19 protein-coding genes and 2 pseudogenes are annotated in these 22,407 nt (G+C 72.4%); 16 read left to right on the top strand and 5 right to left on the bottom strand.

The annotated features are described in order from the left end of the window. Nucleotides 1–359: 359 nt before the first annotated feature. Together H0E84_RS00540 and H0E84_RS00535 are read right to left on the bottom strand one after the other, a co-directional pair. Complete coding sequence (locus H0E84_RS00540) at nucleotides 360–2,075, bottom strand: M28 family peptidase (protein ID WP_180676670.1); 1,716 nt, start codon at nucleotides 2,073–2,075, stop codon at nucleotides 360–362. Nucleotides 2,076–2,077: 2 nt separating this feature from the next. Next, a complete protein-coding gene (locus H0E84_RS00535) occupies nucleotides 2,078–3,145 on the bottom strand; it encodes a serine hydrolase domain-containing protein (RefSeq protein WP_180676669.1) in 1,068 nt (355 codons plus the stop codon). A 114-nt stretch (nucleotides 3,146–3,259) separates the two neighbouring features. Here H0E84_RS00535 and H0E84_RS00530 point away from each other — a divergent pair, with 114 nt between their 5' ends. From H0E84_RS00530 to H0E84_RS00520, 3 genes are read left to right on the top strand one after another with little or no spacing between them, the layout of a single operon-like run. After that, a complete protein-coding gene (locus H0E84_RS00530; protein WP_180676668.1) occupies nucleotides 3,260–3,997 on the top strand; it encodes an ATP-binding cassette domain-containing protein in 738 nt (245 codons plus the stop codon). 17 nt (nucleotides 3,998–4,014) lie between these two features. Continuing rightward, complete coding sequence (locus H0E84_RS00525; protein ID WP_425600438.1) at nucleotides 4,015–5,484, top strand: ABC transporter permease/substrate-binding protein; 1,470 nt, start codon at nucleotides 4,015–4,017, stop codon at nucleotides 5,482–5,484. 35 nt (nucleotides 5,485–5,519) lie between these two features. After that, nucleotides 5,520–6,284 (top strand): methyltransferase domain-containing protein, encoded by a 765-nt coding sequence (locus tag H0E84_RS00520; RefSeq protein ID WP_180676666.1) that lies wholly within the window; start codon nucleotides 5,520–5,522, stop codon nucleotides 6,282–6,284. A 227-nt stretch (nucleotides 6,285–6,511) separates the two neighbouring features. Here the strand turns inward: H0E84_RS00520 and H0E84_RS00515 are convergent, their stop codons facing one another. After that, the gene (locus H0E84_RS00515) at nucleotides 6,512–7,312 is read right to left on the bottom strand and encodes a rhomboid family intramembrane serine protease (RefSeq protein WP_180676665.1); all 801 of its coding nucleotides are present in this window, start codon (nucleotides 7,310–7,312) and stop codon (nucleotides 6,512–6,514) included. Between the two features lie 295 nt (nucleotides 7,313–7,607). On the opposite strand from H0E84_RS00515, the gene H0E84_RS00510 reads away from it, so the two are divergent. From H0E84_RS00510 to H0E84_RS00490, 5 genes are all read left to right on the top strand, one after another. After that, entirely contained in the window at nucleotides 7,608–8,795 is a 1,188-nt protein-coding gene (locus H0E84_RS00510) for a class I SAM-dependent rRNA methyltransferase (RefSeq protein WP_180676664.1), read from the top strand. Then, the gene (locus H0E84_RS00505; RefSeq protein WP_257643985.1) at nucleotides 8,792–10,933 is read left to right on the top strand and encodes a gluconolaconase; all 2,142 of its coding nucleotides are present in this window, start codon (nucleotides 8,792–8,794) and stop codon (nucleotides 10,931–10,933) included. Before H0E84_RS00510 ends, H0E84_RS00505 begins: the two co-directional genes overlap by 4 nt. A gap of 124 nt (nucleotides 10,934–11,057) precedes the next feature. Beyond that, a complete protein-coding gene (locus H0E84_RS00500) occupies nucleotides 11,058–11,774 on the top strand; it encodes a TetR/AcrR family transcriptional regulator (protein ID WP_180676663.1) in 717 nt (238 codons plus the stop codon). Nucleotides 11,775–11,805: 31 nt separating this feature from the next. Then, nucleotides 11,806–12,090, top strand: coding sequence for a YciI family protein (locus H0E84_RS00495; RefSeq protein WP_180676662.1), 285 nt, complete (start codon nucleotides 11,806–11,808; stop codon nucleotides 12,088–12,090). 37 nt (nucleotides 12,091–12,127) lie between these two features. After that, a complete protein-coding gene (locus H0E84_RS00490; protein WP_180676661.1) occupies nucleotides 12,128–12,736 on the top strand; it encodes a DNA-3-methyladenine glycosylase I in 609 nt (202 codons plus the stop codon). A 103-nt stretch (nucleotides 12,737–12,839) separates the two neighbouring features. On the opposite strand, the gene H0E84_RS00485 is transcribed toward H0E84_RS00490, so the two are convergent. Next, nucleotides 12,840–13,778, bottom strand: coding sequence for a DMT family transporter (locus tag H0E84_RS00485; RefSeq protein ID WP_180676660.1), 939 nt, complete (start codon nucleotides 13,776–13,778; stop codon nucleotides 12,840–12,842). Nucleotides 13,779–13,865: 87 nt separating this feature from the next. Here H0E84_RS00485 and H0E84_RS00480 point away from each other — a divergent pair, with 87 nt between their 5' ends. The 4 genes and pseudogenes from H0E84_RS00480 to H0E84_RS20275 form a co-directional block, all read left to right on the top strand. Then, nucleotides 13,866–14,825 carry a LysR family transcriptional regulator gene (locus H0E84_RS00480; RefSeq protein WP_180676659.1) on the top strand — a complete coding sequence of 320 codons (960 nt, stop codon included), beginning with the start codon at nucleotides 13,866–13,868 and terminating at the stop codon, nucleotides 14,823–14,825. 57 nt (nucleotides 14,826–14,882) lie between these two features. Further along, nucleotides 14,883–15,046: pseudogene (locus H0E84_RS00475) on the top strand (aldo/keto reductase); the annotation flags it as partial. A gap of 224 nt (nucleotides 15,047–15,270) precedes the next feature. Next, nucleotides 15,271–15,939 (top strand): hypothetical protein, encoded by a 669-nt coding sequence (locus tag H0E84_RS00470; RefSeq protein WP_180676658.1) that lies wholly within the window; start codon nucleotides 15,271–15,273, stop codon nucleotides 15,937–15,939. A 25-nt stretch (nucleotides 15,940–15,964) separates the two neighbouring features. After that, nucleotides 15,965–16,126 (top strand): annotated as a pseudogene (locus tag H0E84_RS20275) (aldo/keto reductase); the annotation flags it as partial. A gap of 39 nt (nucleotides 16,127–16,165) precedes the next feature. Here the strand turns inward: H0E84_RS20275 and H0E84_RS00465 are convergent. Next, complete coding sequence (locus H0E84_RS00465; protein WP_180676657.1) at nucleotides 16,166–16,654, bottom strand: Lrp/AsnC family transcriptional regulator; 489 nt, start codon at nucleotides 16,652–16,654, stop codon at nucleotides 16,166–16,168. 328 nt (nucleotides 16,655–16,982) lie between these two features. On the opposite strand from H0E84_RS00465, the gene H0E84_RS00460 reads away from it, so the two are divergent. From H0E84_RS00460 to H0E84_RS00445, 4 genes are read left to right on the top strand one after another with little or no spacing between them, the layout of a single operon-like run. Beyond that, nucleotides 16,983–19,232 (top strand): TonB-dependent receptor, encoded by a 2,250-nt coding sequence (locus H0E84_RS00460; protein ID WP_180676656.1) that lies wholly within the window; start codon nucleotides 16,983–16,985, stop codon nucleotides 19,230–19,232. A gap of 2 nt (nucleotides 19,233–19,234) precedes the next feature. Further along, nucleotides 19,235–20,683: an amidase family protein gene (locus tag H0E84_RS00455; RefSeq protein WP_180676655.1), complete on the top strand. Its 1,449-nt coding sequence runs from the start codon at nucleotides 19,235–19,237 to the stop codon at nucleotides 20,681–20,683. Then, nucleotides 20,683–21,330, top strand: coding sequence for an FMN-binding negative transcriptional regulator (locus H0E84_RS00450; protein ID WP_180676654.1), 648 nt, complete (start codon nucleotides 20,683–20,685; stop codon nucleotides 21,328–21,330). Before H0E84_RS00455 ends, H0E84_RS00450 begins: the two co-directional genes overlap by 1 nt. Continuing rightward, nucleotides 21,327–22,355: an alpha/beta hydrolase fold domain-containing protein gene (locus H0E84_RS00445; protein ID WP_180676653.1), complete on the top strand. Its 1,029-nt coding sequence runs from the start codon at nucleotides 21,327–21,329 to the stop codon at nucleotides 22,353–22,355. The genes H0E84_RS00450 and H0E84_RS00445 overlap by 4 nt, the downstream gene beginning before the upstream one ends. Nucleotides 22,356–22,407: the final 52 nt, after the last annotated feature.

Below are 22,407 nucleotides of genomic sequence, written 5' to 3'. Positions count from 1 at the left end.
CGGCGGCACCGGCGTCGGCCGCGGGTCGCGCCCGCCGCAGGCCGCCAGCAGCGCGGCCAGCGACAGCAGCCAGAGCGGGCGCAGCAGGGGGAGGCGGGCGACGGACATCGACGGCGGGCTCGGGGCAACGGCCGGCCAGCATAGCGGCCGTCACCTTGATCCCGGGCTGAACGACGCTCCCCTGCCATCGCCGCCGGTCGGTTCTGTAGAGCGGAGCTTGCTCCGCTGCTCCCGGCTCCGGAGCCCGCGTAGCGGAGCCGAGCAAGCTCGGCTCTACAGGGGCTCCGGAAGCCGCACAGCCGAGCAAGCTCGGCTCTACAGGGGCTCGGCGCCCGTCGTTCCCGCCGCTCGCCGCCGGCCTACTCCGCCGATTCTTCCGCCGCCGCGCCGAAGCGCTCGCCGAAGAAATCGCCCTCGTTCCAGCGCGGGCGCGCGTCGTCGTTGCCGACCACGGTCGCCACGCCCGCGCTCAGCCGCGCCAGTCGCGCCGCGTCGTCGTACTGGATCGGCTGGCTGGCGTCGTCGCAGGGCTGGTGATAGCAGTTGCGCAGGAAATAGGTGAGGGCGAGCTTCGGGTCGCGTTCGCCGTCGGCCGAGATGGTGCCGCCGTCGAGGTAGAGCGCGGGGATTCCGGCACGCACGAACGCGTAGTGATCGCTGCGTACGAACACCACTTCCTCCGGGAAGGGATCCGGCGACAGCTCCACGTCCAGCTCCGCTGCCGCGGTCTCCACCGCGGCGCCGAGGGTCGAATGCTCGCTGCCGATCGCCACCACGTCGGTGCTCGGCGCCATCAGCACCGGCATGTCGAGGTTGATGTTGGCCACCAGCCCCTCGCCCGGCACGGTGGGGCGGGCGACGAACCACTGCGCCCCCAGCAGCCCCTGCTCCTCGCCGGTGAGGGCGACGAACAGCTGGCTGCGCCGCGGCGCGGCCTCCGCGGCCGCCAGGATGCGCGCGGTCTCGAGCATGATCGAGACGCCCAGGGCGTTGTCGAGCGCGCCGTTGTTGATGGTGTCGCCGTCGGCGTCGGCCGGCCCGATGCCGACGTGGTCCAGGTGCGCGGTGTGCACCACGTGTTCGGCGGCGAGCCCGGGATCGCCGCCCGGGAGCCGCGCCACCACGTTGCGCGACTCGATCGCCTCGTGGCGGGTGCGGCCGGCGAGGTGCAGGGCGCCGGGCAGCGCGAAGCCGCGCAGGGTGCCGGCGCGGGCCGCGTCGAACAGCTCGGCGGCGGTGCGCTCCTGGTCGGCGAAGATGAAGTCGGCGGCGGCCACCCCCACCGCGGCGATCGCCTGCAGCTGCGGGAACCCGTCGATCGCGGCGCCGTCGTCGCGGCGCAGGCGCATCGCCGGCTTGTCCCAGCCGGCGCGCAGCCTCGCCCACGGCAGCCGCGCCTCGGACTGCGGGGTGGAGACGAACACCACCCCGGCCGCCCCCCGCGCCGCCAGCGCCTGCAGCTTCTCGCGCTGGGCCGAGTGGTAGGCGCGCAGATGCGGTGCGAAGGTCTCCGGTGCGCCGGGCAGCACCACGGCGATGCGGCCGCGCAGCTCCAGGCCGTCGAAGTCGTCGTGACCGATCTCGGGCGCGTGGATGGCGTGGCCGACGAACACCGCCGGCGCCGCCAACGCATGCGCCGGCGCGTTGAAATTCGCCCACGGCAGGAAGTGCTCGCCGAAACGCAGCTCGATGGTGCGGCCGCCGCGCTCCACAGCCAGCCGCGCGCCTTCCTCCTCCACCGTCGCCTTGAGCAGCGGCACGCGCTGGAAATAGCCGCCGTTCTCGCCGGCCGGTGCCAGCCCGGCGTCGGCGAACCGCGCCGCCACGTAGGATGCGGCCAGCTCGTAGCCTCGGGTGCCGGTCTCGCGGCCTTCCATGGCGTCGTCGGCCAGGCGCCGCAGGTCGGCCTCGATGCGCTGCGCGGCGGGATCGGACGACTGCGGCACGGCGTCGGCCAGCGGCGCGCCGGTCCCCGGCAGGCCGGGGGCGGAGGCCGGGCGGGTGCAGCGCCACAACGCGAATGCGATCGCGGCCAGCGCGACCAGGACGAGGACGATGCGCAGCGCTCGGGACATGGTCAGTCGTTTCCGGGTGCGAGCCACAGCGCCGCGATCGCGCGCGCGGTTCGGTAGGGCTCGGGATGGTTGCGGTTGCTCAGCACGATCACGGTCAGGCGCTGGCGCGGGAACCGCAGGATGACGTTGCGAAAGCCGATGGTCTCGCCGGAATGCCACAGCATGTCGCCGGCCAGGCGCCAGCCGTAGCCGTAGGCGTCGACGTCCGGCTCGCCGGTGGCGGTGGCGGTCTGCGGGGCGAACGCCAGCGCGCGGGACGCCTCGGACAGCAGGCGGTCGTCGTACAGCGCCGCGTCCCATTTCGCCAGGTCGTCGATCGAGCTGTAGATCCCGCCGTCGCCGAGCACGGCGCTGGTCGGGCTCTGGTCGGTGCGTCGCCAGGCGCCGTCGACCTGGCTGTGGCCGTACGCGCGCCGCGCGACCGCGGAGACGCCGTCCTCGAACGCCACCGTGCCGTCCATCGCCAGCGGCGCGAAGACGCGCGCGCGCAGGAAGCCGGCGAAATCGAGCCCGGAGGCCTTGCCGACGATCAGCGCGAGCAGGGCGTAGGCGCTGTTGCTGTAGCGGTAGTCGGTGCCCGGAGCGAAGTACAGCCGGTCGTGCTGTTCCAGCAGCCTCAGCACGTCGGCGTCGCGCAACTGGGCGGCGGGGCCCTCCGGCATCACTTCCTCGTAGTCGACCAGCCCCGAGGTATGGCTGAGCAGGTGGTGCAGGGTGACCGGATCGGCGGCCTCGGGCAGGGTCGGCAGCCACCGGCGCACCGGGTCGTCCAGGCGCAGGCGGCCGTCCTCGGCCAGCAGCAGGATCGCCGCGGCGGTGAACTGCTTGGTGAGCGAGGCGAGGCGGAAGTTGCTGGCGGCGGCGACCGGCGCGGCGGTCTCGAGGTCGGCGAGGCCGTAGCCGCGGCGCAGCACCGCTTCGCCGTCGTGCAGCACCAGAACCGCGGCCCCGGGCACGGCGCCGTCGTAGTCGCGCATCAACCGGTCCACGTCTTCCTGCATCGGGCCTCCCCGCGCTGCACCGGCGCCGAGCAGCAGGATGCATGCAACGATGGCGGCGATGGTGCGCATCCGTCGATTCTAGTGCACCGCGAAGGCCGGCATCCGGGGTCGCCGGCGTCCCGTGCCGCGGCCGGGTCCTTCGCGGGGGAGAGCCCGCCGGCGCGACTGCGTTATGGTGGCCGGATGTTCGAGCTCCGCCACGTCAGCCGGCGCTATGGCAGCAGCGTCGCGCTCGAGGACGTCGACCTGCGCATCGAGGCCGGCCGCAGCACCGCCCTGATCGGGCCGAGCGGGGCGGGCAAGTCCACCGTGCTGCGCATGCTGATCGGCCTGGAATGGCCGGACGCGGGCACCGTGCTGTTCCGCGGCGAGCCGCTGCAGCGCGCGCGGCTGCTCGAACAGCGGCGGCGGATCGGCTACGTGATCCAGGAGGGCGGACTGTTCCCGCACCTCACCGCCGCCGGCAACGTCGCGCTGCTGGCGCGCACGCTGGGCTGGAGCCGCGCGCGCATCGATGCGCGCGTGCAGGAGCTGGCGGCGCTGTGCCGGCTGCCCGGGGACGCGCTGCGGCGCTATCCGGCCGAACTGTCCGGCGGCCAGCGCCAGCGCGTCGGCCTGATCCGCGCGCTCATGCTCGATCCGGAGGTACTGCTGCTGGACGAGCCGCTCGGCGCGCTCGACCCGATCATCCGTCACGAGCTGCAGGCGCAGATGCGCGAGCTGTTCGCCACCCTGGGCAAGACCGTGGTGCTGGTGACCCACGACGTCGCCGAGGCGGCCTACCTGGCCGATCCCCTGGTGCTGCTGCGCGGCGGCCGCGTGGTGCAGCAGGGCCCGGCGCGCGAACTGCTGCAGGCGCCGGTCGAGCCGTTCGTCCGGGCGTTCATGACCGCGCAGCGCAGCCTCGAGTCGCCGGCGTGATCCGGCGCCTGCTCGCGCTGCTGCTGCTGTGCGCCGGCGCGACCGCATGGGCGCAGCAGCCCGACGGCGCGGCCGGCGCGAGCGCCACCATCGGCTCGAAGAACTTCACCGAGTCGGTGGTGCTGGGCGAGATCGGCGCCGGGCTGGGCCGCCAGAGCGGCACCGCGGTGCGCCACCGCCGCCAGCTCGGCGGCACCCGCATCGTCTGGCGCGCGCTGCTCGGCGGCGAGATCGACGCCTATCCCGAGTACACCGGCACCCTGGCGCAGGAGCTGCTGCGCATGCCCGAAGCCGACATCGACGCGCTGCGCGCCGAGCTGGCGCGGCGCGGCATCCGCATGACCGCGCCGCTCGGATTCGACAACAGCTACGCCCTGGGCATGCGCGCCGCGCACGCCGACGCGCTGGGCGTGCGCAGCATCGGCGACCTGCGCGGCCACCCTGGGCTGCGCTTCGGCTTCGGCAACGAGTTCATGCAGCGCGCCGACGGCTGGCCCGGGCTGCGTGCGGCCTACGGGCTGCCGCAGGACGCCAACGGGCTCGACCACGACCTGGCCTACCGCGGCCTGGCCGGCGGCGCGATCGACGTCACCGATCTGTACCGCACCGATGCCGAGATCCCGTACTACGACATCGCCGTGCTCGAGGACGACCGCGGCTACTTCCCCGGCTACGAAGCGGTGTTCCTCTACCGCGAGGACCTCGCGCAGCGCGCACCCGGATGGGTCGAGGCGCTGGAGGGCCTGGCCGGGCGCATCGATGCGGAGACGATGCAGCGCCTCAACGCGCGGGTGAAGCTGGACCGCGAAGCCGAATCCGCGGTCGCCGCGGACTGGCTCGGCATCGATGCGCCGCAGGCGTCCGGCCGCTGGCCGCGGCTGTGGCAGCGCACCCGCGAACACCTCGCCCTGGTCGGTATCTCGCTGGGACTCGCGCTGCTGGTGGCGCTGCCGCTCGGCGTGTTCGCCGCGCGTCGGCCGCGCGTCGGCCAGGTGGTGCTCACGCTGACCGGCCTGCTGCAGACGCTGCCGTCGCTGGCGGTGTTCGTCTTCATGATTCCGCTGTTCGGCATCGGCGCGTGGCCTGCGATCGCCGCATTGTTCCTGTACAGTCTGTTGCCGATCGTCCGCAACACCCACGCCGGCCTGACCGGCATCCCGCGCGAGCTGCGCGAAACCGCCGCCGCGATCGGCCTGCGGCCGACGACGCGGCTGTGGCGGATCGAATTGCCGCTGGCGCTGCGCACCATCCTGGCGGGGATCAAGACCGCGGCCGTGATCAACGTCGGCACCGCCACGCTCGGGGCGTTGATCGGCGCCGGGGGCTATGGCCAGTCGATCCTCGCCGGCATCCGGCTCGACGACATCGGCCTGATCCTGGAGGGCGCGGTGCCGGCGGCGCTGCTGGCGCTCGCCGCGCAGGGGGCGTTCGAACTGGTCGAGCGCGCGCTGACGCCGCGCGGCCTGCGCCTGGCTGCGCGCCGCTAGCCCCATCCACCGCACATTCAAGACGAGGAACCCGAATGACGAAGATCCCACGCCATCGCATCCGCCTGCCGCAGCTGGACTTCAGTCGCGAGCGCGAGAGCGACGTCTATTTCGTCCTCGACCACGAGGACGGCCGCGCCGAGCACATCCGCTTCCACGACTACGACCGGATCTACAGCCTGCCCGGCCTGTACGAGCAGATCTTCTACGAGCGGCTGAAGTGCGATTCGCCGCGGTTCCTGGCCTTGCGCATGAACGAGGTGCTGGCGGCGGCCGGCGACGACCTCAACCGCCAGCGGGTGCTCGATTTCGGCGCCGGCAACGGCATGATGGGCGAGGAGCTGGCGCACTATGGCGTCTCGCGCCTGGTCGGCGCCGACATTTCCGAGGCGGCGAAGGACGCGCTGTGGCGCGACCGTCCCGGCATCTACGACGCCTATTACGTCGGCGATCTCAGCCGTCACGACGATGCGCTGATGGAGCAGTTCGGCGGCTGGGACTTCAACTGCCTGACCACGATCGCCGCGCTCGGCTACGACGACATCCCGGTGGCGGCGTTCCACCGCGCCTTCAACCTGATCGCCGACGGCGGCTGGATCGCCTTCAACATCAAGGAGACCTTTCTCGGCCAGTCGGACGAGAGCGGCCTTGCGGTGTTCATCAAGCGCCTGGTGGCCGCCGAGTTCCTGCAGCTCTACCATCTCGAGCGCTACCGCCATCGCATCTCGATCGAGGGCAACCCGCTGCACTATTGCGCGGTGATCGGCCGCAAGCTGGCGGCGATGCCGGACGACCTCTGAGGCGCGCGGCCGGGTTGGCGGCAGCTGCAGCGACTGCCGATCGGCCTGGCGGCCATCCCGGGCACCGGCCGCCGCGCCGGTGATCGCGTGCATGGCACGTTTCCAAAGGGGACGCTGCTCTCGTAGGAGCGGCCCATGGCCGCGAAGGCCGCGGGAGGCTGCGGTCGGGTGGGCGGTGATTCCGGGCGTCGGCCAACCGCGCCGGCTTTCGCGTGCATGGCACGCTCCTACGGGGAAGGATCGTCGCGGTCGCGGTCGCGGCGTGCGCGCGGGAACTCGAGCACCGCGCCGCGCGGTTCGGGCTCGCGGCGCCAGAGCACGGGCACCTCGCGCGGCGACGGCGGTTCGAACACGTCGTCGCGCCCGGCGGTCTCCGCCTGCGCCTCCTCTTCCTCGAGCTCCCAGCTGTAGCGTCGGCGCGGCGCCTGCGGATCGCTGCGCCGGAACAGCCACGCGGCGACGATGCCGCCGACCGCGCCGCCCAGGTGCGACTGCCAGGACACGCCGGGCTCCTGCGGCAGGATCGTCAGCAGCATGCCGCCGTAGAAGAAGAACGCGATCATCCCGGCGGCGATCGACGGCCGGTCGCGGCGCAGCAGCCCGAGCACGAACACCAGGAACATCAGTCCATGGGTCACGCCGCTGGCGCCGAGGTGGCGCGAGCCCGGATCGCCCAGCCACCATGCCGCCAGGCCCGCACCCAGCCACATCAACGGCAGCGCGCGCAGGCTGGCCCGCGGGTAGACGGCGAAGGCCAGCGTGCCCAGCACCAGCAGTGCCGACGCGTTGGCGATCAGGTGCTTGGGCGAGCCGTGCAGCAGCGGCGCGGTCAGCACCCCGATCAGGCCCTGCGGCGAATGCGGGGCGATCGCGAAGGCGCGCCAGTCGAGCATGCCCTGCACCCCGAACATCACCGCCAGCAGCGCCACGAAGGCGAGACTGAGCTTGATCGCGGTGGCGAGCCGGCGCCGGTCGGCGGCGTTTTGCGCCTTCGGATCGGCAGGCGCGTCGGGCATGTCGAGGTGCATGGGCCAGAGGATGGCGACAGATCGCCGCGATGCAAGGGTGGAGCTGCCGGGATGCTGTATCCGGCACCCGGCACGGCGACGTGTCGCTCCTGTCCGTCATCCCGGCGCAAGCCGGCATCCATTTCGACGCGCCGGAGAACCGTTGGATGCCGGCTTTCGCCGGGATGACTGTGTTGAGGCCCTTCTGTTATGTCGCGAGAACCGAAAGCCCCGGCACCCGGCACCCGGAACCCGATTCCCGATTCCCGATTCCCGAACGCCGGACCATCCTGCATCTACAGCGTAGAATTCCGCGATGACTTCCCAGCCCTTGCCCACCGTCCGCCTGAAGAACGCCTGGCGCTCCACCCACCCATGGATCTTCCAGCGGCTGGTCGAGAAACCGGTGCAGCGTCCCAAGCCGGGCAGCCTCGTCGACGTGGCCGGCGTCGACGGCGAATGGATCGGCCGCGGCTTCTACAACGGCCACTCGCGCATCGCGGTGCGGATCCTGGAGCGCGATCCGGACGTGGCGATCGACGCCGGCTGGTTCGCGGCGAAGATCGCCGAGGCGGTGCGCCTGCGGCGGGAGATCCTGCGCCTGGACGACGTGTCCGACGCCTGGCGCGTGGTGCACAGCGAAGGCGACGGGCTCAGTGGGCTGGTGGTCGACCGCTATGCCGACCTGCTGGTGGTCGAATACTTCAGCGCCGGCATGTACCGCCACCGCGAATGGATCAACGAAGCGCTGCGCGCGCAGTTCCCCGGCTGCCGCTTCTACGGCTTCGCCGACGAGCACGTGCAGAAGCAGGAGAGCTTCGACTGCCGTCCGTTCAGCAGCGCCGGCACCGGCACCGTCGAGCCGGCGGTCATCGCCGAGCACGGCGTGCGCTTCCGCGCCGATCCCGCCGGCGCGCACAAGACCGGCTTCTTCGCCGACCAGCGCGACAACCGCCACTGGTTCGCCGGCCAGGTCGCCGGCCGCCGCGTGCTCGACCTGTGCTGCAACACCGGCGGCTTCGGCATCTATGCCGCGGTGCACGGCGCCAGCGAAGTGACCGGCGTCGACATCGACCAGGACGTCCTCGACATCGCCCGCGGCAATGCGAAGCTCAACGACGTGCGCCCGCGCTGGGTGCAGGCCGACGTCTTCCCCTGGCTGCGCGACGCCGCCGCCAGCGGCGAGCGCTACGACGCAGTGGTGCTGGACCCGGCCAAGATGACTCGCGACCGCGACCAGGTGATCCCGGCGCTGAAGAAATACCTCGACATGAACAAGCTGGCGCTGGGCGTGGTGGCGCCCGGCGGGCTGTTCGCCACGTTCTCTTGCACCGGCCTGATCAGCGAGGAGCAGTTCCTCGACATGCTGCGCCGCGCCGCCTTCTATGCCGGCCGCACCTTGCAGGTGCTCAAGGTGTCCGGCGCCGGCGCCGATCATCCGTTCCTGGCCGACGTGCAGGAATCGCGGTACCTGAAGGCGGTCTTCTGCCGCGTGCTGGATTGAACCGGCGCCGCCGCGCGCCGCGCCGGTGGGCGCGGCGCGCGCTGCCGGCGGTGCTGCTGCTGACAGCGCTCGCGCTCGGCGCCAGCTTCCTCCTGCCGATGCGAGATCCGCCGCAGCCCGATCCCGGTCCGCCCGCCACCGCGTTCGACTGGCAGGCGCGGATCGTGCCACTGGCCGGCGACGGGCATCGCGGCCTGCGCGACGGCGACCCGGCGCAGGCGCGCTTCGACGAACCCTGGGGCCTGGTGCGCGGACCCGACGGCAGCCTGTTCGTCGCCGACGCCGGCGAGGCCAACCGCATCCGCCGGATCGCGCCCGACGGCAGCCTGCATCCGTTCGCCGGTGGCGAGGAGGGTTTCGCCGACGGTCGCGGCGCGGCGGCGGCCTTCCACACGCCGTCGGCGCTGGCGGTGGACGCGGCCGGCAATCTCTACGTGGCCGATACCGGCAACCACGCGATCCGCCGGATCTCCGCGGACGGCCTGGTGAGCACGCTGGCCGGCGAAGGCACGCCCGGATTCCGCGACGGCGCGGCGGCGCAGGCGCGCTTCCATGCGCCGATGGGCGTGGCGCTCGACGCGACCGGCCGGGTCTACGTCGCCGATACCTGGAACGACCGCATCCGCGTGATCGAGCCCGACGGGCAGGTGCGCACCGTCGCCGGCGGGGACCGGCCCGGGTTCCGCAACGGCTGGGGCGGGCAGGCGCGTTTCGACACGCCGGCGGCACTCGCGGTGGCCGGCGACGGCACCGTCTGGGTCGCCGATACCGGCAACCGCGCCCTGCGGCGCATCGACCCGGATGGCGCCGTCGACACCTGGCGGCCTTCGCCATGGGAATGGCGGGAAGAAGAGCGCGACGGCTTCGGCCGTCCGCTGGCGCTGGCGGCGACCCATGACGGGCATCTCTACGTCGCCGAACTCTCGCCGGGCCGCGTGCTGCAGCTGACCGGCGACGGCCGTGCCCGCGTGCTGGCCGGCGGCGAGCCTGCGCCATGGTTCGCGCGGCCGTCGGCGCTGTGGCTGGAGCCCGACGGCAGCCTCCTGCTGGCCGATGCCGCAGGTCATCGCCTGCACCGGCTGGCGCCGCGGGCCGGCGACGCCGCCGACGGCCCGGTCGGGCCGGCGCCCGGGCGCGCACTGCCCGACACCGGCCAGCGCTGGCCGCTGGCACCGCAGGACGGCTGGCACGAGGTGGTCGGCACCCTCGGCGAGGTGCGCGGCAACTTTCGCGGCGAGAGCCGCAACCATCTGCACAACGGTCTGGACATCCGCGGCGACGTCGGCGCCCGGGTGCTCGCCATCGCCGACGGCAAGGTCGCCACGCCGCTGGCGGCGTGGAGTTTCGGCGGCCAGGCCGAAGGCATGGCGGTCGGCGAGCTGGCCTATGTGCACATGCGCGTCGGACGCACGCCGCAGGGGCGCAATCTCGATCCGGACAGGTTCCAGATCCTCGCCGACGAGGACGGCCGTCCGGAGCGGGTGCGCGTCCCGCGCGGCACCCGCTTCGCCGCCGGCGATGTCCTGGGCACGGTCAACGCGCAGGCGCACGTGCATCTGATCGTCGGTCCCTACGGCTACCAGCACAACGCGATCCGGCTGGGCCTGCGCAATTTCGTCGACAGCGTGCCGCCGCGGATCGACGGCGTGTTCCTGCTCGACGAGCGCGACCAGCCGCTCGACCGCCGCGAGAACGGCCGCGTGCTGGTGCCGCAGGACGGCGGCGGGGTGCAGGTCGTGGTCGATGCCTGGGATCAGGTGAACGACAATCTCGCCCGCCGTCGCCTCGGCCTGCACCGCGTCGGCTACCAGGTGCTGGCGGCCGACGGCAGCATGCTGCCGGGCCTGGCGGCGCCGGCGATGAACCTCGATTTCTCGCGCATGCCCGCGCATCCGGATGCGGTGAAGGTCGCCTACGCCGCCAACAGCGGCATCACCGTGCACGGCGCCGCCCGCACGCGGTTCCTGTACGTGGCCAGCAATCGCGTGCGCGCCGACGAACTGGCGGTATCGCATTGGCAGCCCTCCGACCTGCCGCCGGGCGACTACATCATCCGCGCCTTCGGCGAGGACCACAGCGGTAATCAGGCCATCGGCAGCCGCGACCTGCCGGTGACGGTGCTGGCCTCGATGCCGTAGCGCGCCGGGCGCGCCGATCCCATACCGAACCGGGCGCCGCCGCCGTTGTCGGCTCGCCGGCTTGACGAATTAGGACGATTGTCCTAATCATTGTCCGCAACGCTCGCCACCGGCAAACGACTGCATGGGCAACAAGACCACGCGCGACCTGATCGTCGAGGCGGCCGACGGCCTGTTCTACCGCCAGGGCTACCAGCACACCTCGTTCGCGGACATCGCCAGCGCCGTGTGCATTTCGCGCGGCAACTTCTACCATCACTTCAGATCGAAGGACGACATCCTGGCCGCCGTGATCGACCTGCGGCTGGAAGACGCACGCGCGCTGCTGGGCCGGTGGGAGGCCGAAAGCGCGCATCCCGCGGACCGCATCCGCAGCTTCATCGGCATCCTGATCGTCAACCGGGCCAAGATCATGCGGCATGGCTGCCCGATCGGTACGCTGTGCACCGAGCTGGCCAGGTTGGGCCATCCGTCGCAGGCGGACGCGAACGCGCTGTTCGCCCTGTTTCATGCCTGGCTGCGCCGGCAGTTCGAGCGATTGGCCCGCGGGAAGGATGCCGACGCGCTGGCGTTGCACCTGCTCGCCCGCAGCCAGGGCGTGGCCATGGTCGCCAGCGCCATCGGCGACGAAGCATTCGTCGCCAGCGAAGTCAGGGACATGTGTCGCTGGCTCGATGCGTGCGTGCAGGAAGCCGGGTCGGACGGGGGCGCCGGCCGGCGACCGGGGCAGTCCCGCCCGCAAGCGGCAAGGCCGGAAGCCGTGCGATCAGGGCCCGCCCGAGGCAGGAAACCGTTGCGGAAGGACGGAACTCCGCCGTCCTCGGGCAACGCCAGACGATAGACGATAGACGATAGACGGGAGACCGGGACGGATGTTCATCGTGTTGCTGAAGTTCTCAACCCACAAGGCGCGGACCAGCCAGTTCCTGCAGGGCCACAATGCATGGCTCGGGCGCGGCTTCGATGATGGCGTATTCCTGCTCGCCGGCAGCCTCCAGCCGGGGACGGGAGGCGCGATCCTGGCCCACGACACGACCCTGTCCGATCTCCGGAAGCGGGTGGACGAAGATCCGTTCGTGGTGGAGGACGTCGTGCGCGCGGAGATCTTCGAGCTTTCCGTCTCGAAAGCCGATGAACGCCTGGCATTCCTCGGCTGAGCGTGCCGACCATCGCAATCTCCAAGCGGGAAACCACATGAGCGCGACGATCGCGGGAACGGATGGGAAAGAGCGCTGCCGCTGGTGCGCCGCCGCAGCGGAATTCCTGGACTACCACGACAGGGAGTGGGGCTTTCCGGTGGACGACGATCGCCGCCTGTTCGAAAAGCTGAGCCTGGAAGGATTCCAGTCGGGATTGAGCTGGCGCACCATCCTGGTCAAGCGCGACAACTTCCGCGCCGCTTTCGACGGCTTCGACTTCGGCAGGGTCGCACGCTATACCGACCGCGACGTCGACCGCTTGCTCGAGGACCAAGGCATCGTGCGCCATCGCGGCAAGATCGAGGCCGTCATCAACAACGCTCGGCAAGCCGAACGGCTGGTCCAGCGCGAGGGCTCGCTGGCCGCCTTCATCTGGCGCTACGAACCCGCCCCCGATGCGCGCCGGGAGCCCCAGAGCGCATCCACGTCCAGCGAATCGATCGCCCTGTCGAAGGAGTTGAAAAGGCAGGGTTGGAAGTTCGTCGGGCCGACCACGGTGTACGCCTTCATGCAGGCGATGGGGCTGGTCAACGACCACGTCGACGGCTGCGTCATCAGAACCAAGGTCGAACGGGCGCGCAGGCGCTTCCAGCGGCCGCAGTGATGGATCCGGTTGCCTATCCGCCAGGTCCGCCCTGCTCACCGCGACCGGCCCGGGCGCCCCGTGGGGGCGGACGGGTGCCGCGACGTGCCGCCCGCCACCTGCGCTACCGTGCCGAGGCCCCGATCCGCTCCAGGCCCTGCGTGTCGGCGCGGTCCGGCGCGGGCGCGCGCACGGGGCGGTTGACCAGGACGATCCCGGAGAACACCAGCACCAGCGCCGGCAGGAACAGCCAGCCCAGGCGCTCGCCGAACAGCAGCGCGCCCAGGCCCAGGCCGGTCAGCGCGATCACATAGCCGATCTGGCTGAAGGCGACGCTGTCGGCCACCCGCTGCAGGTAGGCGGCGCTGACGTTGGCGGCCACGGTGATCAGCACCATCAGCCCCAGCAGCGGCCACACGCTGCCCAGCCGGACGAGATCGGCCCCGTCGTGCAGGGCGGCGAACAGCGGCAGCAGCATCAGCGCCTGCACGCCCAGGGTTCCGGCCGAGACCACCGGCGCGGGCACGCCGTGCGGCCAGTGCCGTGCGCGATAGACGTTGCCCGCCGCCAGCAGCACCGGCACGGCCACGGCGATGGCGAGCGCCACGGCCTGCTCGGCGTCCACCGCCTGCGCCCGCGGCACCAGCACCAGCGCCACGCCCGCCAGGCCGAGCAGGGTGCCGGCCAGTGCGGAAGCGGTGGGCAGGCGGCGGTCGACCGCGGCGTTCAACAGCGAGGTGAACAGCGGCGACAGGGTCACCAGCAGGGTGAAGATGCCGGCCGGGATCCGCGCCAGGACCCAGTTGCCGAGCAGCGTGGAACCGATCACCGCGATCGTCGCGGCGATTGCGAAGAAACGCAGCGTGCGCCGGTCGGTGGGCGGGCGCAGCCCGCGCGCATGCAGTGCGGTCTGCAGCAGAAGCGTGGCGCCGGCGACCTGGACGAAGGAGACGGCGATCGGCGAAAAGCCCTGCACCAGCAGCTGCTTGCCGACGATGTAGCCGCCGCCGATCAGCACGCCGGTGGCGAGGGTGAGGATCATGCGTTGGGTGGCGATGTTCATCGCAGGCGCTCCGGGATGGGATGTCCTGCAGGCTAGAGTCCGCAGGCGCGCGGATAATCGGCCCCGGAGTGGCTAGACTGTTTACCCATGTCAACAATCCCGCAGGCGCGACTGCCCACCCCCGACCTGCCCGGCCTGCTCGCCTTCGTCCGCGTGGCCGAGCTGGGCAGCTTCGTGCGCGCGGCCGATGCGCTGGGCTTGTCGAAGGCCGCGGTCAGCAAGCAGGTCTCGGCCCTGGAGCGCCGGCTCGGCACCCGCCTGCTGCATCGGACCACGCGCCGGCTCAGCCTGACCGAGGCGGGGCAGCTGTACCTGCGGCACGCGCAGACCGCGTTCGCCGAAGCGCGCGCGGCCGAGGACGCGGTGGCCGGCAGCGAGCGCGAGCCGCAGGGGCGGTTGCGGGTGACGGTACCGATGACCTTCGGCCTGCTGCACGTCGCCCCGCACGCGGCCGCGTTCCTGGCGCGCCATCGGCAGGTGACCCTCGACCTGCAGTTCGACGACCGCCAGATCGACCCGGTGCAGGCGGGTTTCGACCTGGCGATCCGCCTCGGCCGGCTGGAGGATTCGAGCCTGGTCGCGCGGCGCATCGCGCGCAGCCAGGTGGTGCTGTGCGCGGCGCCGGCCTACCTCGACCGTGCCGGGCGGCCGCTGCGGCCGGACGAGCTGGGTGGGCACGACTGCCTGCACTTCAGCCTCGCCGTGAGCGGCCGCACCTGGGAGTTCATGCGCGCCGGTGACGTGGTGCGCGTCGCCCTGGGCGCCCGCCTGGACGCCAACTCCAGCCTCGCGCTGAAGGCCGCCGCGATCGCCGGCGCGGGCATCGCCCGCATCCCTGCCTTCGCCGTCGCCGATGCATTGGCCAGCGGGGAGCTGGAGACGGTGCTGCCGGACTGGGACATGCCCGGCCTCGACGTGCACGCGGTGATGCCGGCGCGCCGCTACGTACCGGCCAAGGCACGCGCCTTCGTCGAGTTCCTGGTCGAGGCCTGGCGGGCTACGCCGGATTGGCGGCGGCCGTCGGCCGGCGGACCACGCCGCCGCTGATGCGCATGCCGCCGGCAGGTCGCCGCGCGCAGATGACGTGACGGTCACCGCGCCCCGCTCGGGATTCCGCGCATCGACGTCCTCTTCATCCACGACCTGTCGCCGGACAACGAACAGGACCTGGGCATGCGTGGGGACAGCGCTTCGCCGAAGCCGCGAAAAGCGCGATGCCGGCGCTGACGAAGATGCGCGAGGAGGGCCTGATCCAGGCGTGGGGCTTCACCGCAATTGCTGGACGACGGACTGCTCACGGCCTCGCGCGCATCGCGCGCTCCTACGGCGCGGTGGTCGTACACACCGTAAGAGCGCCCGCGGGCGCGATACCGAGGGTGCCGGAAGCGGCGTGCCGCGCTACAGTGGCGGCATCCGGCTGCCGCGGCTTCTGTTTCGTTCCGTCGTATACGAAAATCCCGCTCCGGAAAAGCCCAGACAAGGAGTTCACGGAATGACGACAGGGAAGACGTGGCCGCTGGCGGCGGCCGTACTCGCCATGGCGCTGGTGCCGGGCTGCGAAGACACGCGAGAACCGGAGCCGCAGGAAGTGGCCGCGGTCAGCGACTTCGAGATCGGCCGTCGTCCCGCACTCGGCGGTGCCGACGTGGCCCGCGCCATCCTGGCCACCGGCGGCATGGCGGACCCCGATGCGATGCCGGTCTACTCGGACATCGAGTTCTTCCCGGTCGTCCACGCCGACGCGCTGGAGGCGATGTCCGGCCCCCGGCAGCTGCGCCGCCACGACATCGAGCCGGATTTCTCGGCCATCGATTTCGACAGGCAGTTCGCTTTCCTGGTGGCCCATCCCAACGCGAGCGGCTCCTATCGGGCGATGTCCAGCGGACAGTACGCCACCTACTTCAGTTCGGTGCGGGTGTCCTACCCCGACGACCGCGTGCGGGTGCACCTGTCCGGCAGCCGGCTGGGCGGCCTGGATCCGATCACCGCGCTGACCGCCCGCTGGGAAGGCAAGATCTATCCGATCGACCGCCGTGGCCGGGATCTGCTCGAGGTCCGGCTGGACGATAACCTCTACACCTATGCGCTCGCCGCACCGGAGGACGACGCGCCTCCTGCAGGCGGCGCCGCTTCCGGCCCGGCCGCCGCCGATCCTAACTGACGGTTCGGCGTCGATCGCGGCGGATGCCGCGCCGCCGGCCGCGGTCAGTGTGGCGATGCCCGGCGCGCGCACCGCCGAGCAGGCGCGGCAGAACGCGCGCTCGATGCGGGCGCGGATTCCCGGCGACTTCCGGGCTGAACCGAAGGCCGAGCAGCTGATCGAGGCGGATGCGCCGGTCCCCGCCTAGCGCTCGCGTGCCGGCAGGAAGCGCGGCGGCGGACCCTCCTCAGGCGCGGGTCGGCTTGGGCGCCAGCGGGTAGCCGCTGAACGGCTTGACCTCGTCCATCAGGAAGTGCGAGACGATCTTCTCCACGCCGTAGTCGCCGCCCAGCAGGATCCGCGCGATGTCCTTCCATTCGTGCACGTCGTTGACGATCACCCGCAGCATGTAGTCGTAGGCGCCGCTCACCCGCGAGGCCTCCACCACCTCGGGCATGGCGAGGATGCGCCGGTCGAACGCGCTGAAGCCGTCGAGCGCGTGGTCCTTGAAGGACACCTGGGCCAGCACGATGGTGGCCGAGCGGATCCGGTCCACCGCCACGTGCGCGCGATAGCCGTTGATCAGGCCCCCCGCCTCCAGGGCGCGCACCCGGCTCAGGCAGGCGCTGGGCGACAGCGCCACCTTGTCGGCGAGCGCCTGGTTGGTGATGCGCGCGTCCTGCTGCAACACGTTGAGGATCTTCAGGTCGGTGCGGTCGAGACTGCGGGGCGGCATCGGGATCCGGGGCGGGACGCGGTCCCGAGAGTCTAGGCCCTGGCGGCCGGCGCGGCTCCCGCAGCGGCGCCGCAGATCCTGTGGAATTGCGCCCTGCGCACCGGACATCCTGCGTTATTCGCCCTGCAAGGGCGCAGGATCGCGCCGCCCGTCCGACGAAAAATCGCCTCCCGTCAACGACTTGCCGCAGGGTGGGCGGGCAGGTGCGGCGGTGGACAGGGTGGCGCCGGTCATCTCTGATGAAAACGCCACGTGCCTGCATCGGCGATCCGGCGCAGACCCTTCCAGCTCCGCAGCGCCGCCTGCCGCAACAAGGGGGAACCGAACCATGAAGACACCTGCCGTCCATCCGCTCAGCCTGGCCGTGTGCTGCTGGCTGGGCCTGCTGGCCGCCGCGCCGGCCATGGCGCAGTCCACGCCGGCCCCGGCCCCGGCCGCGGAGGCCGGCGACGCGGTGACCCTCGACCGCATCGTCGTCACCGCCGGCAAGCGCGAGGAATCGGTGCGCGAAGTCTCCGGCGCGGTCTCCGCGGTGACCGGCCAGCAGCTGCGCGACAGCGGCGCCCAGGGCCTGGCCGACTACGTGCAGCGCACCCCGGGCGTGGTGTTCAACAGCTACCAGCCGGGCGTCTCGCACGTGGTGGTGCGCGGCATCGCCACCAGTGCCGGCAACGTGCAGGGCCAGACCACCACCGGCTACTTTCTCAACGACGTGCCGCTGACCGAGCCGGGCTGGACCATCGCCGTGCCCGACATCGACACCTTCGACCTCAACCGCGTCGAGGTGCTGCGCGGGCCGCAGGGCACGCTGTTCGGCTCGGCCTCGATGGGCGGCGCGGTCAACTACATCGCCAACACCGCCGACGCCGGTGGTTTCGACGCGGCGCTGGAAAGCACCGTCAGCAAGACCCGCAACGCCGACGTCGGCGTCAGCGGCAAGGCGATGGTCAACCTGCCGCTGGCCGAGGACGTGTTCGCCGTGCGCGCAGTGGTGAACTACCGCGAGGACCCCGGCTACATCGACAACGTCGGCACCGGGGTCGATGGCGCCAACGACGCCAGCATCGGCGGCGGCCGGCTCTCGGCGGTGCTCACGCCGGGCGAGGCCACCACGCTGTCCTGGCTCAGCCTGTTCCAGCAGATCGACTCGGACGACAACGCCTACCGGATGCCCGAGCTCGGCGACCTGGTCCGCGACACCGCGATTCCGGAATACACCGACACGGACATCACCGTGCACAGCCTGCGCCTGGACCACGACTTCGGCTGGGCCGGATTCACCGCGCTGGCCGCCTGGCAGGACAAATCGCAGGACTGGCGCTTCGACTTCACCCCGTACCGGCCGTTCTATAACGCCGACCTCGATCTCGACCTGACCGAGCCGCTCTACATCAATTCCGGCGGCGACAGCGAGGGGCGCAGTATCGAGCTGCGCCTGGCCTCGCCCTCCGGCCAGCGTTTCGAATGGCTGGTCGGGGCGATGCTGTTCGACACCGAGAAGGCCCTGTACGAACAGCTCGGCGCGGCCGGCGCGGCCGGCGCGTTCGACCGCTCGCCGCTGTACGGGCCGGGCAGCGGCGCGGTGATCGCACCGGACGGCGAGGTCTTCAACGCCTTCTACACCGATCTCGACGGCCGCGAGCGGGCGGTGTTCGGCGAGGCCTCTGTGCACTTCAATTCCAGCTGGAAACTCACCCTGGGCGGCCGTGCGTTCCGCACCGAGGTCGAGGAGACCTCCACCGAGGTCGGCTTCGGGACCTATCCCGGAGCACCGCGCGTGTCGACCTCGCGCACCGAGGAGAGCGGCTTCAACCCCAAGGCGGCGCTCACCTGGACCCCGCGCGAGGACCTGATGGTCTATGGGCTGGTTTCCGAGGGCTTCCGCTTCGGCACGCCCAATACCCCGGGCCTGAGCGAATACCCGATCCCCGATGGCTCCGGCAGCGACGAGCTCACCAACTACGAGCTCGGCGTGCGCACCGCCTGGCTCGACAACCGCCTGCTGCTCGACGCCACCGCCTTCTACGTGGACTGGAGCGACATCCAGCTGCGGCTGCAGACTCCCGACAACTTCAACTACGCCGCCAACGGCGGCGAGGCCAGCAGTCGCGGCATCGAGGTCGCGGCGGCGTGGCGGCCCAACGCGGCGTTCGACCTGCACAGCGCGGTGACCTGGCAGCAGGCGCGGCTGGAGGAGGACCTGTTCATCCTCTGGTACGGCACCGCCCCGGAGGGATCGCGACTGCCGGGCTCGGCCGACTGGTCGGTGAGCAATACCGCGACCTGGCGCTTCGATGGCGGCTGGTACCCGACCCTGATGCTCGCCCACCAGTACCTGTCCGAGGGCATCAGCGATCTCAACTCCGCGGTGCCCGGCGTGGCGCCGAACGAGCAGGGCGACTACCACCTGGTCGACCTGCGCCTGCGCCTGAGTTTCGGCAACACCGACGTCACCCTGTTCGGCAGCAACCTGTTCGACGAGCGCGGCGTGACCCGCACCGTGCCCGAGGCCAATGGTCTGGGCCAGGGCATCGTCCGCCCGCGCACGTTCGGCGTCACCGCGCACTGGCGGTTCTGAGCATGGCGGCATCTCCCGCCGCGGCGCCGGAGCCGTCGCACGGCATGCCGTTCGCGCAGGCGATGGCGCTGGGCCGGCTGGATGCCCATGCGCAGGCCGCGCAGGTCCGTGCCGGGGACCTGTCGCCGGCGGAACTGGTGGAAGCGGCGATCCTGCGCGCGCAGCGGCTCGACCCGGCGCTGGGGGCGCTCAGCCACCGCGCTTTCGACGCCGCGCGTGCCGCCGCCGCGTCGCTGGCGGCCGGCGCACCGTTCGCCGGGGTGCCGTGGCTGGCCAAGGACTCGCTGGACATGTCCGGCATGCCGACCCGCGGCGGCTCGCGCAGCACCGGCGACGCGCCCGCGGCCCGCGCGCCGGAGTTCGCGCGCCGGCTCGGCGCGCAGGGGCTGGTGGCGATCGGCAAGAGCGCGATGCCGGAGTTCGGCCTGCTGCCCTCGACCGAACCGCTGGCCGGCCCGGTCACCCGCAATCCCTGGTCGGCGGCGCACTCGCCGGGCGGTTCCAGCGGCGGCGCCGCGGCCGCGGTGGCGGCCGGCATCGTGCCGCTGGCGCACGGCAGCGACGGTGCCGGTTCGATCCGGATGCCCGCCGCGTGCTGCGGCGTGGTCGGCCTCAAGCCCGGGCGCGGCGGCGCGGTCCGCGCGCGCGCGCCGCACCTGCTCGAGGACCTGCTGGTCGGCGACGGCCTGCTGGCGCGCAGCGTGCGCGACGTCGCCTGGGCGTACTCGGTCTGTCGGCCGGTGCCGTCGGCTCCGGTGGCGGAAGCATCGCCGCGGCGGCTGCGCATCGCCGTGGCGGCAACGAGCCTGCGCGGAGCCGCGCCGCACCCGGAGGTGGCGGAGGCGCTGTCCGCCGCCGCCGCGCTGTGCGCACGGCTCGGCCATACGGTGGAGGCGGTGCGCCTGCCGGTGCAGACCGAAGCGGTCGCCGAGGCGCTGCGCACGCTGTGGTCGCAGCTGGCCGCCGACAGCGTCGAACGTACCGTCGCGCGCATCGGTGCGGCGGAGGCGGCGCGCACCCTGGAGCCGTGGACGCAGGAGCTGGCGTACTGGCACCACGCGCATTGCGGCACCGACGCCATCGAGCGCGCGTTCGCCGCGCTGGGCGCGCTGCCGGTGACGTTCGCCGGCTTCCACCGCCACTGGGACGTGCTGCTGACCCCGGTGGTGCGGACCCCGCCGCCGCTGCTCGGCACGCTGGCGCCCGACCGGCCGTTCGAGGCGCTGCTGGAGGCGGTGTTCGACTGGATGGCGTACACCCCGCTGCAGAACCTGGCCGGTACCCCGGCGATCTCGCTGCCGCTGGCCACCAGCGCCGAGGGTCTGCCGCTGGGCGTGCAGTTCGCCGCCGACCGCGGAAACGAGGAGTCCCTGCTGGCGCTGGCCTACGAACTCGAGGCGGCCGCGCCGTGGCACGATCGCTGGCCGCTGGCGGTGCAGGAAGCGGCCTGATGGGCCACGTCCGCGACCAGCGCTACGCCGCGCGCTCGCAGCGCGACCTGGCCGACCTGCTGGCGGCCCAGCCGCTGGCCTGGCTGATTTCGCCCGGCGGCGACGATGCGGCGTTCACGCCGCTGCCGCTGCGTGCCGAACGCGGTCGAGACGGCTCGCTGGTGGCGCTGCGCGGCCACCTGGCGCGGCGCAATCCGCACGTGGCGCGGCTGCGCCGGGATCCGCATGCGCATGCGCTGGTGCTCGGCCCGCACGCCTACGTCTCGCCGCGCTGGCTCGACGACCGCACCCAGGCGCCGACCTGGAACTACGCCGCGGCCGCGTTCGCGCTACGCATCGCTCTGAGCGAGGCGCCGGACGACATCGACGCCGAACTGCAGGCGCTGGTGGCGCAGATGGAAGCCGGCCACGCCGGCGCCTGGCGCCTGGGGGAGATGGGCGCGCGCTATGCCCGGCTCGCCACCGGCGTGACCGCGCTGCGCGGCGAGATCGTCGAGGTGCGCGCCAGCTTCAAGCTCGGCCAGGACGAGGCCGCGCACGATTTCGGGCAGATCCTGCAGGGTCTGGCCGCCACCGGCGAGGATGCGCTGGTGCGCTGGATGCGCGCGTTCGACACCCGCGGCAGCGGTGGGGACGAGCCCGCGTGAGCGCGGACGAGGATGGACTCGATCGCGACGTGCGCCGCTTCACCGATGCGGTGATGCGCGAGTCGGCGCGGCTGCGTGGCGCCGGCCCGGTGGATCGCGCCGCCGCGCGCGCGATCGCCGAGCGGGTGCGCGCACCCTGGCGCGCCGGCGGCCCGACGATCGCCGTCACCCGCGAAGTCGAACTCGCCTCCGCGGTCGGTGCGCTCCGCCTGCGCTTGTACCTGCCCGCGGCGCCGGCGGGGCCGCTGCCGGTGCTGCTCTACCTCCACGGCGGCGGCTGGTGCATGTTCAGCATCGACACCCACGACCGGCTGATGCGCGAATACGCCGCGGCCGCCGGCGTCGCGGTGCTCGGGGTCGACTACGCGCTGGCCCCGGAGCACCGGTTCCCGGTGGCGCTGGACCAGATCGGCGAGGCGCTCGCGTGGTTGCGCGCCGCCGCCGCCGGGCTCGGCGTCGACCGCGCACGCATCGCCCTGGGCGGCGATTCGGTGGGCGCCAACATGGCGTTGGCCACCGCGCTGCGGCAGCGCGATGCCGGCACTGCCGACGACCTGCGTGCGCTGCTGCTCAACTACGGCGGCTACGACCCGCTGATGCCGGAGGGCGACCGCGCAGAGCGCGGTGCGGAAGGCGCGATGCTGACCGCCGCGGAGATGGACGGCTACTGGCGCGACTACCTCGGCCCGCACGACTTGGCGCGGGTGGATCCGCTGGCCGCGCCGCTGCGCGCCGCGCTGCACGGGCTGCCGCCGGCCCTGCTGGTGGCGGCCGAACGCGACCTGCTGTACGGCCAGAGCGTGGAGCTGGCCCGGCGCCTGCAGGCCGCGGGTGGCGAGGCCACGTTGCACGGCTATCCTGGCGCGGCGCACAGCTTCCTCGAGGCGATGTCGGCCGCGCCGCTGGCGCGGCGCGCGATCGCCGAGAGCGCCGACTGGCTGCGCAGGCGGTTTTTCACGGGGGAGGATGAGGATGGCTCCAGCGATGCAGCGCGCGCAGGCGTGCCGCCTGGCGATGCGCGCTGAGCCCGCCCGGCGGGCGGCCGGTCCGCTGCTCCGCGGAACGCGGGGGTGGCTG

The organism is Luteimonas salinisoli, assembly GCF_013425525.1.
Classification (GTDB): domain Bacteria; phylum Pseudomonadota; class Gammaproteobacteria; order Xanthomonadales; family Xanthomonadaceae; genus Luteimonas; species Luteimonas salinisoli.
This window is presented reverse-complemented; position numbering and strand designations above follow the sequence as displayed.

Coding starts and splice junctions, on each gene's coding strand:
- H0E84_RS00520 (WP_180676666.1), top strand. CDS start 5,520: ATGACGAAGATCCCACGCCATCGCATCCGCCTGCCGCAGCTGGACTTC.
- H0E84_RS00460 (WP_180676656.1), top strand. CDS start 16,983: ATGAAGACACCTGCCGTCCATCCGCTCAGCCTGGCCGTGTGCTGCTGG.
- H0E84_RS00470 (WP_180676658.1), top strand. CDS start 15,271: ATGACGACAGGGAAGACGTGGCCGCTGGCGGCGGCCGTACTCGCCATG.
- H0E84_RS00480 (WP_180676659.1), top strand. CDS start 13,866: ATGTCAACAATCCCGCAGGCGCGACTGCCCACCCCCGACCTGCCCGGC.
- H0E84_RS00490 (WP_180676661.1), top strand. CDS start 12,128: ATGAGCGCGACGATCGCGGGAACGGATGGGAAAGAGCGCTGCCGCTGG.
- H0E84_RS00515 (WP_180676665.1), bottom strand. CDS start 7,312: ATGCACCTCGACATGCCCGACGCGCCTGCCGATCCGAAGGCGCAAAAC.
- H0E84_RS00495 (WP_180676662.1), top strand. CDS start 11,806: ATGTTCATCGTGTTGCTGAAGTTCTCAACCCACAAGGCGCGGACCAGC.
- H0E84_RS00485 (WP_180676660.1), bottom strand. CDS start 13,778: ATGAACATCGCCACCCAACGCATGATCCTCACCCTCGCCACCGGCGTG.
- H0E84_RS00540 (WP_180676670.1), bottom strand. CDS start 2,075: ATGTCCCGAGCGCTGCGCATCGTCCTCGTCCTGGTCGCGCTGGCCGCG.
- H0E84_RS00535 (WP_180676669.1), bottom strand. CDS start 3,145: ATGCGCACCATCGCCGCCATCGTTGCATGCATCCTGCTGCTCGGCGCC.
- H0E84_RS00510 (WP_180676664.1), top strand. CDS start 7,608: ATGACTTCCCAGCCCTTGCCCACCGTCCGCCTGAAGAACGCCTGGCGC.
- H0E84_RS00530 (WP_180676668.1), top strand. CDS start 3,260: ATGTTCGAGCTCCGCCACGTCAGCCGGCGCTATGGCAGCAGCGTCGCG.
- H0E84_RS00500 (WP_180676663.1), top strand. CDS start 11,058: ATGGGCAACAAGACCACGCGCGACCTGATCGTCGAGGCGGCCGACGGC.
- H0E84_RS00455 (WP_180676655.1), top strand. CDS start 19,235: ATGGCGGCATCTCCCGCCGCGGCGCCGGAGCCGTCGCACGGCATGCCG.
- H0E84_RS00465 (WP_180676657.1), bottom strand. CDS start 16,654: ATGCCGCCCCGCAGTCTCGACCGCACCGACCTGAAGATCCTCAACGTG.
- H0E84_RS00450 (WP_180676654.1), top strand. CDS start 20,683: ATGGGCCACGTCCGCGACCAGCGCTACGCCGCGCGCTCGCAGCGCGAC.